At 63.4% G+C, this 13,773-nt stretch carries 10 protein-coding genes and 2 pseudogenes; 7 read left to right on the top strand and 5 right to left on the bottom strand.

What is annotated here, in order from left to right; all coding sequences use genetic code 11:
• Window positions 1-77: 77 nt before the first annotated feature.
• Both SOM10_RS08745 and SOM10_RS08750 read left to right on the top strand, forming a co-directional pair.
• Window positions 78-2,066: a site-specific DNA-methyltransferase gene (locus SOM10_RS08745; protein WP_320489529.1), complete on the top strand. Its 1,989-nt coding sequence runs from the start codon at window positions 78-80 to the stop codon at window positions 2,064-2,066.
• Complete coding sequence (locus tag SOM10_RS08750; RefSeq protein WP_320489530.1) at window positions 2,066-4,537, top strand: DEAD/DEAH box helicase; 2,472 nt, start codon at window positions 2,066-2,068, stop codon at window positions 4,535-4,537. Before SOM10_RS08745 ends, SOM10_RS08750 begins: the two co-directional genes overlap by 1 nt.
• Window positions 4,538-4,814: 277 nt before the next feature.
• Here the strand turns inward: SOM10_RS08750 and SOM10_RS08755 are convergent, their stop codons facing one another.
• The gene (locus SOM10_RS08755; RefSeq protein ID WP_320489531.1) at window positions 4,815-5,318 is read right to left on the bottom strand and encodes a MarR family winged helix-turn-helix transcriptional regulator; all 504 of its coding nucleotides are present in this window, start codon (window positions 5,316-5,318) and stop codon (window positions 4,815-4,817) included.
• Window positions 5,319-5,408: 90 nt separating this feature from the next.
• On the opposite strand from SOM10_RS08755, the pseudogene SOM10_RS08760 reads away from it, so the two are divergent.
• From SOM10_RS08760 to SOM10_RS08775, 4 genes and pseudogenes are all read left to right on the top strand, one after another.
• Window positions 5,409-6,339, top strand: a pseudogene (locus SOM10_RS08760) (NADP-dependent oxidoreductase).
• A 131-nt stretch (window positions 6,340-6,470) separates the two neighbouring features.
• Complete coding sequence (locus SOM10_RS08765) at window positions 6,471-7,244, top strand: DUF2510 domain-containing protein (RefSeq protein ID WP_320489532.1); 774 nt, start codon at window positions 6,471-6,473, stop codon at window positions 7,242-7,244.
• A gap of 147 nt (window positions 7,245-7,391) precedes the next feature.
• Window positions 7,392-7,487, top strand: a pseudogene (locus SOM10_RS08770) (DUF2510 domain-containing protein); the annotation flags it as partial.
• A 36-nt stretch (window positions 7,488-7,523) separates the two neighbouring features.
• Complete coding sequence (locus SOM10_RS08775) at window positions 7,524-8,384, top strand: Ltp family lipoprotein (RefSeq protein WP_320489780.1); 861 nt, start codon at window positions 7,524-7,526, stop codon at window positions 8,382-8,384.
• 63 nt (window positions 8,385-8,447) lie between these two features.
• Here the strand turns inward: SOM10_RS08775 and SOM10_RS08780 are convergent, their stop codons facing one another.
• Window positions 8,448-8,819, bottom strand: coding sequence for a PH domain-containing protein (locus tag SOM10_RS08780; RefSeq protein ID WP_320489533.1), 372 nt, complete (start codon window positions 8,817-8,819; stop codon window positions 8,448-8,450).
• 199 nt (window positions 8,820-9,018) lie between these two features.
• Here SOM10_RS08780 and SOM10_RS08785 point away from each other — a divergent pair, with 199 nt between their 5' ends.
• Window positions 9,019-9,921 carry a restriction endonuclease gene (locus tag SOM10_RS08785; protein WP_320489534.1) on the top strand — a complete coding sequence of 301 codons (903 nt, stop codon included), beginning with the start codon at window positions 9,019-9,021 and terminating at the stop codon, window positions 9,919-9,921.
• Window positions 9,922-9,982: 61 nt separating this feature from the next.
• Here SOM10_RS08785 and SOM10_RS08790 read toward each other — a convergent pair whose 3' ends face one another.
• Genes SOM10_RS08790 through SOM10_RS08800 form a run of 3 tightly spaced genes read right to left on the bottom strand, consistent with a single transcriptional unit; the run spans window position 9,983 to window position 13,735 of the window.
• Window positions 9,983-10,867: a metallophosphoesterase gene (locus SOM10_RS08790; RefSeq protein WP_320489535.1), complete on the bottom strand. Its 885-nt coding sequence runs from the start codon at window positions 10,865-10,867 to the stop codon at window positions 9,983-9,985.
• Window positions 10,868-10,907: 40 nt separating this feature from the next.
• On the bottom strand, window positions 10,908-11,945 hold the full coding sequence (locus tag SOM10_RS08795) for a LacI family DNA-binding transcriptional regulator (RefSeq protein WP_320489536.1): 1,038 nt from the start codon (window positions 11,943-11,945) through the stop codon (window positions 10,908-10,910).
• Window positions 11,942-13,735, bottom strand: a complete 1,794-nt coding sequence (locus tag SOM10_RS08800; RefSeq protein WP_320489537.1) for an iron ABC transporter permease — start codon at window positions 13,733-13,735, stop codon at window positions 11,942-11,944. The genes SOM10_RS08795 and SOM10_RS08800 overlap by 4 nt, the downstream gene beginning before the upstream one ends.
• Window positions 13,736-13,773: the final 38 nt, after the last annotated feature.

Here is a 13,773-nt window from a genome sequence, read left to right on the forward strand (position 1 = left end):
CCGCGATAGGTTGAGCGAGTGCCGCCTGCGACCCACCCTCAGGAACTCTTCGTCACTGGCGCGCGAAAGGACTACGCATGATTGCGCACCGAGGTCGCCTCGAGCTCACCTGGACGAACAAAGATCGAGCGCTCCTCTCAACGGGGGAGGGCCTTTACGACTATGCCTTCGTCGATCCAAGCGACCCTCGCGTGCAGGAGGTTCGCCTGCTTCAAGAAGTCGAGCGCGTTGTAGCGGCGCCGTTCCCTGAACAGCCCGCAAAGTTTCATGCGCCGATTTCCGATAATCTACTAATCACCGGTGACGCCATGCACGCGCTTGACGCGCTGGCGAAGACCCCCGAGCTTGCTTCAAAGTACCTCGGGAAGGTGAAACTCGTTTATATCGACCCTCCCTTCAATACTGGGCAGACGTTCGCACAGTACGAGGACAACATCGAGCACTCGATCTGGCTGACGATGCTGCGGGACCGCCTGCGGCAGATTCGGCCACTGATGTCCCCGGACGGGTCGATCTGGGTCCACCTCGACCACACCGAATCCCATCGGTGCCGGTCCATCCTCGATGAGGTTTTTGGAGCGTCCAACTTTGTGGCCGAGGTGGCATGGCAAAAGGCAGACAACACGCGAAGCAACAATCGTGGGTTCTCAATCTCCCATGACTCGCTGCTCGTGTATAAAGTGAGCGATCTTTGGGTCCCCAACCGGATGAAACGAGCGGCTGCACTCGACCTAAAGTACACCTCTCCTGACGGAGACACTGAGCGTTGGTTCGACGGCCCGACGACGGTCCGAGGAGACAGAAAGCACCACGACTACATACACGCAATTCAGCACCCCATCACCGGGGAGCTCATCTATCCGACTAAGAGCCGGCACTGGGCAAAATCGCAGGAGTGGATCCTGTCGCAGATGCAACAGTATGCACCCTACGAACTACGTGACATCGATGATCGCCAAGCGCGCGCCAGCGTCTGCGGCGTAAGCGTGGACGCGATTAAACCGTCAGTACGTGCGGTCATGCTCGCCGTTCCGCTCGAGGAAGCCGCACGGCAAGCGGAAACCCGCTATCAGGCAGGACATTGGCCTGACATCATCCTTCGATCGGGAGGGCGGGGAGGCATCGGATTCAAGATTCGGATTCCCTCTGGCGGATCCGTGCCGACAACCTGGTGGCGGTTCGATGAAGTTGGATCAAATCGGACGGCCAAGTCGGAGATTAAGGCACTCTTCCCTGACGACCACGCGTTCGAGACGCCGAAGCCTGAGAGATTGCTTCAACGAGTGATCCACGTTGCAACGGAGCCTGGCGACATCGTGTTGGATTGCTTCGCCGGATCCGGCACCACAGCTGCCGTAGCCCACAAGATGGGACGGCGCTGGGTAACCAGCGAGATCCGAGACACAACGGTCAACACATTTATACGCCCCCGTCTGGCGCGCGTGGTTCAGGGAGAAGACGACGGTGGTATCACCTACGAGAGTACGCGTGTGCCCTGGTCAACACGGTCCGGCGAGGAAGCCGACCTCCCATCAGGCATGCTGGCTGCGGATGCTCACGAGTTTGCGACTACCCTCAGGCAGGTGCTCGAGCATGTCGAGGCCGAGGGAGTGCATCTCGATTCCGTTACTGTTCAAGCGATCACAAGCAGTGTCAGAACGAAGCCCGTGAGGTCAAAAGTTTGGAATGGGGGAGGCGGCTTCACCCATGTGACGGTCGGTCCGTCGATGTATGAGGTGGACGAGGACGGAGATGTCTTCTTGGCCCCTGCGGCCAGAGATGGAATGTGGTCGAGGTCGGTGGCGGCCCAGCTTAGGTTTACACTAACGCCGGATCATCCGGTGTTTTGCGGTATTCGGGGACGACAACGGCTCGCGGTGATCGATGGCGTTGCTGATGAAATCGTGGTGAAAACTGTGCTAGAGGCTCTGGGCGATCGTGAACGAGCAGTAATTGTCGCGAAGGCTGTCCTGCCTGAGGCAGCGGAGTTGCTGGCCGCCGAGTCTCCAGGATCGCGGATCCGGAAGGCCCCTAATGACCTATTCCCAAAGCGGACGGTGAAATGATGACGGTGAAAGTGTCCTACGATCAGGCGTTGCTAGCCGAAGTCTCTGCACGCTTTGATCTGCGTGAACCGAACCGGCTTGCACTAGCGAAACTTGTATCTTCAATCGAAGAAGCGGACGGGTCATTCGTCGAGCTGGTCGCTGACCTCGCCACAGGTGTGGGCAAGACCTTCCTAATGTCGTCGTTGATCGACTACCTGGCAGCTCAGGGAGTGCGCCATGTGCTGGTCGTGACTCCTGGCAGCGTGATCCAGAGAAAAACTCTCGAGAACTTCGACGAGGCGAGTCAGAAGTACGTCGCCGGCGCTGAGCACGCCCCCGTTATCATCACCCCGGAGAATTTCCGAGCGGGCGCTGTGGCGAGCGCGCTTCGAGATCCTGGCGCGCTGAAGGTCTTCGTCTTCAACGTGCAGCAGCTAATCCGGCCGACCGACAAGGTGTCTCGAAAGGTCCGGGACACTGACGAGTACTTGGGCGCCGCACTCTATGATTATCTTGAGGCCGCAGAAGACCTTTTCGTCATCGCAGACGAGCATCATGTTTACCATGAGAGGGCGAAGGCGTTCTCCGGCGCGGTCCGGGACCTTAGTCCAATCGCCCTCGTGGGGCTGACCGCTACTCCCAGCCAGGCCGACGTCGGAAAGATTGTGTTCCAGTACACGCTCGGCGAAGCTATCGCGGACGGTCACGTGAAGGTGCCGGTGATCGTATACCGGAAAGACGGCACGAAGGACGAGCGCACGCAGCTTGCCGATGCCTGCCAGCTGCTTCGCTCGAAGCAGGAGGCATATCTGGCGTACCAGGCAATCACGCCACGCGCAGCGACGGTGCGACCGGTCTTGTTCGTCGTCGCGAGCAACATCGAGCATGCCGGCGAGGTCGCCCAGTTGCTGGCGCAGCCGGGATTCATCGGGGATCCTTCCGCCGTGCTTGAGATCACTTCGCAGTCTTCCGACGAAGCGCTGTCAGCCCTGGCCGCGGTCGAGTCCGAGTCCTCGCGGATTCGTGCGATCGTAAGCGTGAACATGCTCCGTGAGGGCTGGGACGTTCGGAATATCGCGGTAATCGTTGCTCTCCGCAAGCTCGCGTCCCAGACGCTCACCGAGCAGATCCTGGGTCGTGGGTTGCGTCTCCCGTTTGGCGCTCGAACTGGGTCTCCGGCCGTGGACCAAGTTGACCTAGTTGCACACGACTCATACAAGCAGTTGCTTGCACAGAAAGATGTGCTGGCGCAGCGTATACAGATGCCGTCCGCGTCGGTCGACACGGACGAGCAGGGTGCCGCCAGGCCTCCGCTGGTGTCCTCGGGCGATGCATCGTTCGACGAGGATTCTGGTGCCGAATCGATGCCCACAACAACGACCGACGGCCCTTCCGCAGCCGGCGCGTCCTCGATGTCAATCTCGCTGGTCAGTGCTGATGGCGAGACAACGGAGGGCGCGCTGCTGATCGTTGAGGCAACTGAGCATCGGGCCAAGCCGACCCCTCAGCCGAAAGGTCGAGTCGATGGCGCTCCGAAGATCGTCTTCCCGCGTCGCCAATCTAAGCTCACGTTCGCACAGTTCACTCTCTCGGATATCCCCGACGGTGACGCGCAGGCTGCCGGCGCGAGATTCATCGCTGAGGTGCCGACCTTCCTCCTCCGTGACGCCATCGATGGAACCCGCACGCAGAGTGGCGTGACGATGAGGATTGCACCGCAGGAGCACGCCGAAGCGCAACAGGAGCTTGCACTCATCGATACCGTCCGTGAAGACCTCGTGACTTCGATCTTCCGGCACCCAGGGGTTGTGCAGCTGCAAGCGGAGAAGAATGGAGCCAAGCGGCTTGTGAGAGCGTTCCTGAAGGGCGCTGGCGTGGTCGGCGAGACCTCGACAGCCGAATGGGGTGCCCTGCGTCGCCGTCAGGCTGTCGCGGGGATGTCTGACCTCATCGCAACCGCGTACGCAGGACGCAAGCGTGAACAGCAGCATGAGCTGGTTCCGGTAGAGCTCCCGATTGAGCCCGTCCTGGTGGAACCCGACGCCAGGGACGCGTACAACGATGCGTTCGTGAAGCACGTGCAGTTCGCTGGGTGGCAGCGCAACGTAATGCCCATCGCGACATTTGATGCTGGCTCGACAGAGTTCGCCCTTGCGCACCTGCTCGACAGGGAGCCGACAATTAAATGGTGGCTTCGGATTTACACTAACGGCCCTGCATTCATTCCTACATCCACGGACAGCAACTACTTCCCGGACTTCATCGCACTGGACAGTGCCGGTACTTTCTGGCTGATCGAGGGTAAATCAGACAAGAATGCAAATGATGCCGACGTGTTGCGCAAAAAGGACGCCGCCGTTAACTGGGCGCGCTCCGTACGGGACGATGGTCGGTACGGCAACTGGCGTTACGTGTTTGCGACGGAACGTGACATAAAGGCGGCGTCGGGTTCCTGGGCGAGTCTTCTGATCAACACCACGCCAGAGTAATCCTGCGGGGCAACACGTACGTCGGAGGAACATGCGCCAGTTTTCGGAGTCGCGTCTCCGGAGATATCGGGTCCATCGCCGGTCGATTCCGGCGGATCAGGAATCCCGACTTCCTGATCGCGGCGCGCGAATGATTGACGCCGTTCACGCAGACTGGGGTGGTGCAGCGCGCGCTCACCGTAGGAGCAGGCTAAGTTATCGGAAAACTCTGCGACCGCGCTCTCCATTCCTGAGAGCAGTTCGCCACGCCCGGGGCCCACGACGCACGTGGGCAGGGCTAGTTGGCTTTCAATCGCTTCCGAGGGGTAGCGCTCCGAGGCGGTTCCGCCCGTAAATGCCCACTTACCTGCGTCATCACCCGCGCGAGCATTTCCACATCCTCCGCGCTGAGCGACTCGAACAGATGCGTCTTCACCGCATCGATGTGCCCCGGGAAGACCTTCGCCAACACATCCCGACCTTCGTCCGTGATCGCGACTATGGTGCTGCGCTCATCCTCTGGTGACGGCCCGCGCGTGACGAGTCCGCGCTCCTCCAAGGACTGCGCCTGATACGTCAGCCCGCTTCGGCTGTACACGACCCCATCCGCAAGGTCCGTCATGCGCTGCGAACCGTCCGGAGCGTCGCCGAGCCGCGCGAGCAGCTGGAACTGCACGTAGCTGAGCTTGCCGACGTCGCGCAGCTGCTTCTCGACCGCATGCCGCAGCAGGCTGCTCACCTCGGTGAAGGCGAAGTAGGCCGCGAGCTCCGTCGGGGAGAGCTGAGGGGGTGGTGTGCTCATGGATTCAGTATACGTGTTGCTTCGAATTCGAAGCAGTGCTAGGTTCAACTTATTGCTTCGAATTCGAAGTACCTGACGAAAGGAAAGATCATGAAGGCAGTACGGTTCCACGAAGTGGGCGGCCCCGAGGTCCTGAAGTACGAGGAGATCGCCCAGGCCGTCCCCGGCGCCGGCCAGGTGCGGCTGCGCGTCGCTGCATCCGCGTTCAGTGCCGCCGACAACGGCATGCGCGCGGGCTTCCTGCCGATCCCGGTGGTGCTCCCGCACATCCCCGGATACGACGTATCGGGAACGGTCGACGCCCTGGGCGACGGAGTCGACGGTTTCGCTGTGGGTGACGCGGTAATCGCCTTCCTGCCGATGGCGACCGACGGCGGAGCGGCGGAGTACGTCATCGCCCCGGCGGACGCGCTCGTCGAAGCACCGACCAGCGTGCCGCTCGCGGATGCCGCAGGGTTCCCGTCGGTCGCGCTGACCGCGCGTCAGGCGCTCTTTGATGACGGCGGCCTCGAGGCTGGGCAGCGAGTGCTCATCGTCGGTGCCGGCGGAGTCGTCGGCAAGTACGCAATCGCCCTGGCCAAGCGTGCGGGGGCGTACGTCATCGCGACGGCCAGCCCGCGGAGCGCGGACGCCGTGCGTGCGGCGGGTGCTGACGAGATCATCGACCACACCGAGACCGACGTCTTGGACGTCGTCACCGAGCAGGTCGATCTGTTGCTCAACCTTGCTCCCATCGAGCCGAACGCTTTCACCGCTCTGGTGCGACTCGTGCGAGACGGGGGAGTCGTGGTGAGCACGACCGCCTGGATGGCGGCGCCCGATGATGCCGACCGTGGCGTGAAGTCTGTGGTCGTGTTCGTTCGGAGCGATGCGGAAAAGCTCGCGGAGCTGGTGTCGCTGGTCGACAGCGGGGTGGCTCACTCTGGAGGTCACGCGTCGCATCCCGCTCGCCGAGCTTCCGGCCTTGCATGCGGAGGCGGCTGAGCGGCCGATTGCGGGCAAGGTCATCGTCATCCCGTAGCCAATGGAACTCCCTGGTGAGGCGTCACATCTCGTCACCCAATCGTGACGTCACGAGGACCATGCGACTGCATGCAGTCGCTAGTCTCAGATCGAGCCCAACTGGGGGCGTCTCAGCAGCATGGAGCAGATGTGAGCAACGTCCCCGCCGGGTGGTACCCGAGTCCCGAAGATTCCACGCAGGTTCGCTACTGGGATCGAGCGCAGTGGACTCAGCACAGCGCTCCGGCAGCTGCACCCGTACCGGCTCCGGTCGTTGACTCAGCGCCTCCCGCTCTGAGTGCCGCTGCATACCCCGCACCGGCGCCGTTCGCTTCGCCCGCGCCCATTGCAGCGCCCGCCAGCGCGAAGAAGAAATGGTTAATCGGTGGCGCGATCGCGGCCGGCGTGATCGTCGTCGGCTCCGTCGGCGCGGCAATCGGCTCGGGCGGCTCAGATCGAGACGAGGCCCCGCAGGCGAGTGCGGCGCCGGCAGTCGTGCAGACAGAGGAACCCGCAGAACCCACACCCGCGCCGACCCCAACACCGACCGCGACCCCGACACCCGCCCCGGCACCTGAGGCCCCGGTCGTCGATGCAGTGGCCTTCCGCGCGCAGGCCGGATCGCATCTCGACGATATGAACAAAGATCTCGACGACATCATCGTCACGGTGCAGGAGAACGGATTCTGGCGCCTGTTGAGCAACACAGGCGAACTGGCGTTCAACTCCGGGCAGCTTGACGCACTCGAGGTCCCGGCGAACGTCGCTGTCGCGTGGCCCGAGTCGCTCGTCTCTCTCGAAGCGACGCTCGACGTTCTGAGCGATGCCGTCTCGACGCAAGACGGGGCCACCATTCTCGCCGCAGTCGACTCGGTGCGAGCTCAGGTCGAAGCGACGCGCGGAGTGGCGGATTCCGCTCTCTAGATTTCGCGGCTCAGCGCATGACGACGAGCGCATGACCGTGACCGCCGGCCTCGGTGGACGCACGACAAACCCCGCAGTACCGAAGGCAGTCGTCCCTTCGATTATCGATCAAGAAGAGCCGGCGACGGCGCCGAGAAAGAAACACAGATGTCAGACCAGAACCCCGCGCCGGGATGGTATCCCGCGCCTCACGCAAACAACGAACCGCGCTACTGGGACGGGACGCAGTGGGTGGAACCGCAGCCGCCGACAGCGATCCCGCCGGCCGAAGCTGAGACTGTGGCTTTCCCGACGACGCCGCTGCCCGCGGACGCGCCTACGGCTGTGCTTCCATCGGCTTCAGCCGCTGCCGGTGGAATCGGCAGCGTCGGGGCACCGGGCCTCCCGACCGCTGGCGGAGTGCCGAGCGTGCCGACGGAGTTCCCTGTGCCGACACGACTGTCAGAGCCGGTGCCCGACAAGAAGCCCAAGTCGAAGAAGGGCTGGATCATCGGTGGTTCGGTCGCCGCAGCCGTCATCCTGATCGGCGGCGTCGCAAACGCGATCGGCGGCGGAGGCAACACGAATGATGTCGCTGACGAGAAGCCTGCCGCCTCAACGGCAACGACGGTGGACGAGGAGCCCGCGGAGGAGCCCGAACCTGAGCCGGCCGTGATGGTCGCCGTGCCGGATGTCACAGGTCAGACTGCGACCGAGGCGCTGGCGACCCTCATGGCTGCGGGGCTGAACCCGCCGGTGCTTGCGACGCTCGCCGACCCGCTTGCGAAGGTGCTGTCGACGAGTCCCGCGGCGAACACCGAGGTCGAAGAGGGTACCGAGATCACTCTCACGCTCGAAGAGAAGCCCGTCTTCTCGCTGGCTCAGCAAAATGCCATCAGCTCGGCCCAGAACTATCTGAGCTTCACGGGCTTCTCGCGCACGGGCCTGATCGATCAGCTCGAGTTCGAAGGCTTCAGCACGGAGGAAGCCACGTTCGGTGTGGACAACGCGGGTGCGGACTGGAACGCAGAAGCTGCGGAGAAGGCACAGCAGTATCTCGAGTACTCCTCGTTCTCGCGTCAAGGCTTGTACGACCAGATGGCGTTCGAGGGCTTCCTTCCCGCCGAGATCGAATTCGGTCTCGCGGCGGTCGGATACTGATCCGCGTCTCAGACGTACGATGGGCCCCGCTCTTGGTGAGAGCGGGGCCTATTTGTGCACTCGTCAGTGCGCCTGCAGAACCGCCCACGCAAGGAGACTGTCGAGTCGGCGCACGTCCGCGTCCTTGGATAGCTTCACCTTGATGTGGCCAGCGCGAGTCCAGAGTTCGATCTCCGAGTTCCAGTCGAGTCTGCCCGCGTTCTCCGACGACCACATATTGATTGAGCTGTAAGGCAGTGAATAGATCTCGACCTTCTTGCCGGTGAGCCCCTGGGCATCGCGAACGATGAGTCTCTTCGAGGTGAAGGTGGCAGAATCACGCATCGTCTTGAAAGACGTGATTGCTTGCTCGCCTTCGAGCAGGAGTTCGTGGACATCGGACGGCACGGGGATCTCCTGTTGGAGGGTCCACGTGAGAATCGGTGAGGCTTCCATGTTCTGATCATGTCGTAAGCCACGAGCGCTCGTGTTTTCGTTTCCCTTGCTATCGGTTCTTGAGGTCTCCCATTCTTGCCGCGCCGATAGACCTCGTTGGTGTCGTCCGGCACGTCGGCCCCGACCCTCACGAACGTCGATCGAGCGGAACCACAACCTTCGACGAGGTTGACGACCGTTCTCCTGCCAGGATGAGCACGTGAGGTCAGTCAATACGGCGTACAAGGTGGGGCGCGAGATCGGCCGTGGAGTCGGCGACGTATGGATCGCCGACGATGCATTACGTCGACACATTCAACGAACGATCGATCCGCGCATCAAGTTGTTGAGGTCCGACGAAGAGAAGACGCGAGACGGATGGGCGGGCCTACTCGCACTCCTTGTACCGGTGACACTGCTTGCGGTCACCTGCACGACCCTGCTTGTCGGGTCGTTTGAGATACCGGAGACGCTTCGGTTCCTTGATGGGATTCGACTATGGGCCGAGAGCCTTCCTTACGTTGCGGTGATCCTTGTCACCGCTCTGCTTTTGTTCCTCGTTCTCGTGCTGGTCTTCGTGGTTGTCGGCGCGAATCGCCGCGCCAATGAGGCGCATCGTGCTGCCGTGATTGGGCTCTACTCAGCAGCATTTCGAGGAGCCACCGCTGTGCTTGAGAATCGGCGTCGCTCCGTTGGAGTGCCTATTGAGCCGTCAGCTCATCGTGCCTTTCCGCCGCCCTCACCCAGGCCGAACGGGGTAGACGCGCGAGGCGCCGAGGAGATCGTCGCGCAGTGGATGCGTCACATTGGGGAGGTCGATGCTGAACTCACGAGTTACACAGGCGATGGAGGAATCGATGTCTTGGGTTCCAAGAGCATCGCGCAAGTGAAGCACTATGCAAAGTCTGTCGGGGTCGCGCCGATACGGGAGCTTGCCGGCGTGGCAGCGAACGACCCGCATAGGCGCGTTGCCCTGTTCTTCACAAGCACGGGATATGCGCGGGGAGCGATCGATTTTGCGGATAATGCGGGCATCGCTTTGTTTGTCTACAGCGCGGAGCGGGCCGGTCTGGAGGCGATGAACGCGAAGGCGAAGACGCTCATGCACAACGGAATCTCCTGACCCCTCGTGCAGAGGCCGCTGTCGCGACCTGACCATCTGTGCTTAGCGCTATCCGGGTGATCTAAACCCGCTCCCGCCAGGAGATCCCCCGCCGAGCGATCCGCCTCCCGGCCTCATCCGCCGCGACTGGCTCCCCGACATCCGCACCGACCTCGAGCCCGACCACCGAGTGCACGATCGTCCCGTCGTACACGTGCACGAGGTTGTAGCCCTGCGCAGCATCCTGCCCCCGGGTCGCCCCTACGGGCTGAGCCAGATCCTGCCCGTACGCACTCGATGACGCCGCCGACACCGGAATCCCCGCGAACGTCCCGAATGACGGATGATGCACGTGCCCCGACAGGATCCCCCGCACATCCGACCCCGCCAGCACCGAAGCCAGCGCCGCCTGCTCCCGCAGCTCAACGGTCACCGCGAGGTCGAGCACCGTCGGCAGCGGCGGGTGATGGATCATCAGCAGCGAACCCTCCGGCGCGGGCGTCGCAAGCTCCCCAGCCAACCAAGACAGCTGCTCTTCGTCGACCCGCCCCCAGTGCTGCCCGGGAACCGTCGAATCCAGCACGATCACCCGCATCCCACCGAACCAGCGCACCTCGACCACAGCATCCGAAGCGGCCCCCGAGAGCCCCAATTCCGCCCGCATCGCCCCGCGCTCGTCGTGGTTGCCCATAGCCCACACGACCTCACACCCCAACGCCTCAACGGCCGGCGCCACCAACTCCCGCAACCGCCGATATGCCGAAGCGTCCCCCCGATCGGCCAGATCCCCGGTGAACAGCAACGCATCCGGCTTCAGCCCCGAAGCCACCAACCGTGACAGAACAGAAGCCAGGTTCGCATCAGCATCCGCCCCGCTGCCATACAGCGGGGCGCGTTCACCGGGAAGGTGCGTATCGGAGATGTGCACGAAGGTGTGCGATGGGCGAGAGTGCTCGGTGAGGATCATTTCTCTTCCAGTGAGACGACGAACAAGTACAGGACAGAAGTCAGACGGCTGCGGCGGTCGACCCGGGGACGAGGGTTCCGACGAACGGCTGTCGCACGGTCTCCGAAGAATCCGACTCAGCATCCGATCCCGAAAGCAACCGCTGCATCGTCTCCACAGCCGCGGCCGCGACGGCCTCGACCGGAATCCGCAGTGTCGTCAGACCCAAGAGGTCAGCGCCGGGAAGAATGCCATCGCACCCCGTCACGCTCACATCCCCGGGAACCGACAAGCCCGCAGCACGCAGAGCGCGCATGACCGCGAGCTGCCGATAGTCCGACGCGCACATGACAGCCGTCGCTTCCTCGCGCACGGCCTCCAGTGCCTCATCCACGCCATCGGTCGGCGCAGCCCCCGCAGACACTCGCGTCACCGAGGCCCCGCCAGCGACCAACGTCGACTCCATTGCCGACGCCCGCAGATGCTCCGCAAACGACACATCCTCCGCGCCCGAAAGCACCACGACGCGCCGATGCCCCAACGACAACACATGCGAAGCCAAGAGACGTCCGTGCTCCGGATCGTCGTAGTGCGCCGTGTGAATCCCCTCCGCCGTCTCGACCCGCCCCGCGCGCACGATCGGCACCTGGTCGGCGAACGGCTCGAGTTGCGCGGCCGTGATGCCACCGGTCGCGACGATCAACCCGGCGACGCGCATGCCGAGCAGCCGGTGCAGCGCGTTGACCTGCTCGGCGCCCTGCTCGTCGGCGCCAATGGTCACGGTCACGAGGTCGAGGCCACGCCTATGCGCCTCATCCTGCAGCCGGGAGAACAGCAGACCGTACGCCGGGTTGCTCGCATCGCGCAGCATCAGTCCGACGGTTCCGGTGCGGCCGGCGGCGAGCTCGGCGGCCATCGTGTTGCGCACGTATCCGAGACGCTCGGCCTCGGCGAGAATCCGCTCCTGGGTCTCCGGAGCGAAGCGCCCCTCGCCCTTCAGTGCCCTTGTCGCGGTGGCGCGGGAGACCCCGGCGGCCGCGGCCACATCACTGACCGTGACGCGCAGCCCCGGAGCATCCGAAGGCGATGCACCACTCACGCGCGCGCCTTCTTGGCCTTGCGGGGCGCTCCGGCGCGCGAACCTCGTCCATACACGAGATACATGGTGACACCCATGATGATCATGAGCAGAACTGTGTAGACGAACGTGATCGGCATCGCATCGAGATTGTTCTCGCCGCGCGTGCTCTCCTGAATCGCCACACCCAGCGGCTTGAACAGCGGGTGATAGAGGAAGATCGCCGCGTCATAGTCGTCGAGCAGGCTGTTGAAGTTCAGCGCCGTGATCGCCGCGGCCGTCGGCAGCACCAGCGGAACCAGCACCTTGCGGAACGTCGTCAGCGACTTCGCTCCGAGGATGCGCGAGGCGTCTTCGAGCGAATCGGGCACCGACGCGAACCCGGCCTTGAGCAGGCGCAGCGTGAACGGGATCTTCACGCAGATGTAGGCGATGAGCAGCAGGATCGGCGTGCCGGTGAGCACGAAGCCTCCCACGATCGCCCGCGGCTCGTCGAACGCGGTCACCAGGGCGAGCGCGATCAGCACGATCGGCAGGATCCACGGGATGTGCAGCACGTACTCGATCGCGGTCGTCAGCAGGTTGCGGTGCTTCTGCAGCATCCGCGCCACGAACAGCAGACCGCCGACCACGACGAGCGAGGCCACGGCGCTGTAGACGACGCTGACGATGAACGGACGGATCGCCTCGGCGCTCGAGAACACGGTGATGTAGTTGTCGAGCGTGAAGCTGTCGAGGGTGATGGAGCCGGCGAGGATGCTGCGCGCATCGACGAACGAGAAGATCACGATCAGCACGACCGGGATCAGGTAGATCACCCACAGCAGGTAGGCGACGACGTGCACGACGACGTTCGCGAACGGGTTGCGGATCCTCTGCTTCTGGATCGGGGTCGCCACCTTCGCGACCGAGAAGTACACGCCCGACTTCTCGAAGCGGTTCATGAGCGCGAGGAGGATGATCGTCGCGATGCCGAGCACGATCGCCAGCAGCGCGGCGATGTCGCGCGTGATGGGGCTGCGCGAGAGGTCGATGATCAGCGGCGCGACCGTCTGGAAGTCGGGCCCGCCGAGCACGAGCGGAGCCGTCAGCGCCCCGAGCCCGATGAGGAAGGTCAGGACCGTGACGGCGAACAGCATCGGCTTCATCACCGGCAGAACGATGCGGCGGAGGATCGTCCACGTCGATGCGCCCATGAGCTTCGCCGCCTCGATCGACGCGTAGTCGACCTTGCCGAGGGATGACGAGAGGAACAGCATGTGGTTCGTCGTGGTCGCGAACGTCATCACGAAGACGACCGCGAAGTATCCCGAGAACCAGTCGCGGTCCATGTCGGGCCACCAGTTGACCATCATGTTCGTGAAGAACCCGAACCGGCCGTAGATGAAGTTGTAACCGGCGGCCAGCACGATGCCGCCGTAGATCAGGGTCGTGGCATAGCCGAGCCAGAGGATCTTCGCTCCGCGCACCTGGAAGTACTTCGTCACCAGCACGATGAACACACCGACCACATTGACCGTGATCGACAGCGTGACCGCGAGCAGGAAGCTGTTGCCGAGGGTCTTCAGCGCACGCTCGCTGCCGAACAGCTTCTCGACCGCACGGATGCTGAACTGCCCGTCGGGGAAGAACGTGACCCCGAGCAGGGCGGCGTTGGGCAGCACGAGGAACGCGGCGGCGAACCAGATCACGATGATGCCCGTGATCCAGGCGAGGGGCGAGCGGAGCATCGCCTTCACGCTGCCGGGGCGCCCTCTCTTGTTGAGCCGCGGTCCCGCCGTCTGACCCTCGACGACAGCTTCGGTCGTCAAGGAGCCGGCTTCTCCGGTCACGGCCGCTGAGGGCGGGA

It is taken from the genome of Microbacterium sp. CFBP9023 (assembly GCF_034045055.1).
Lineage (GTDB): Bacteria > Actinomycetota > Actinomycetes > Actinomycetales > Microbacteriaceae > Microbacterium.